At 35.6% G+C, this 767-nt stretch carries 1 protein-coding gene and 1 pseudogene; both read left to right on the top strand.

From position 1 onward, the window contains the following. The coding region (locus ELQ04_RS08495; RefSeq protein WP_279586060.1) for a flagellin at nucleotides 1–331 on the top strand (331 nt) is incomplete at its 5' end. Nucleotides 332–476: 145 nt separating this feature from the next. Then, nucleotides 477–767, top strand: a pseudogene (locus ELQ04_RS08500) (flagellin); the annotation flags it as partial.

Below are 767 nucleotides of genomic sequence, written 5' to 3' on the forward strand. Positions count from 1 at the left end.
AACAACTACTTTTGGAGTAAAAGATGAATCAGCAGGTGTTACTACACTTAAAGGCGCTATGGCAGTGATGGATATAGCTGAAACAGCTATAACAAATCTTGATCAAATCAGAGCAGACATTGGTTCAGTGCAAAATCAAATCACATCAACTATAAATAATATCACTGTTACTCAAGTCAATGTTAAATCAGCAGAATCTCAAATCCGTGATGTAGACTTTGCAGCTGAGAGTGCAAACTATTCTAAAGCAAATATCTTAGCTCAAAGTGGCTCTTATGCCATGGCACAGGCTAATTCTGTTCAACAAAATGTTTTAAGATTGCTACAGTAGTTTAAAAAGCTGCAATATATACAAATCCAAGCCTAGTTTAGAACTAGGCTTTTTTTATTTTAAACTCTAAAATTTTTAATGAAACTAAAACTTGGAACACTTCTTGCTTTAATCTTTTCGATGCAATATTTTGAAAGGATTTAAAATGGGTTTTAGGATAAATACCAACATCGGTGCATTAAACGCACATGCAAATTCAGTTGTCAATGCTAACGAGCTTGACAAGTCTTTAAGCAGACTTAGTTCAGGTCTTAGAATCAACTCCGCAGCAGATGATGCTTCAGGGATGGCGATAGCAGATTCTTTGCGTTCACAAGCAGCCACTTTAGGTCAAGCCATAAACAATGGTAATGATGCCATAGGTATCTTGCAAACTGCTGATAAGGCTATGGATGAGCAACTTAAAATCTTAGATACTATTAAAACTAAGGCAACT

The organism is Campylobacter sp. CH278 (assembly GCF_004378845.1).
Lineage (GTDB): Bacteria > Campylobacterota > Campylobacteria > Campylobacterales > Campylobacteraceae > Campylobacter_D > Campylobacter_D jejuni.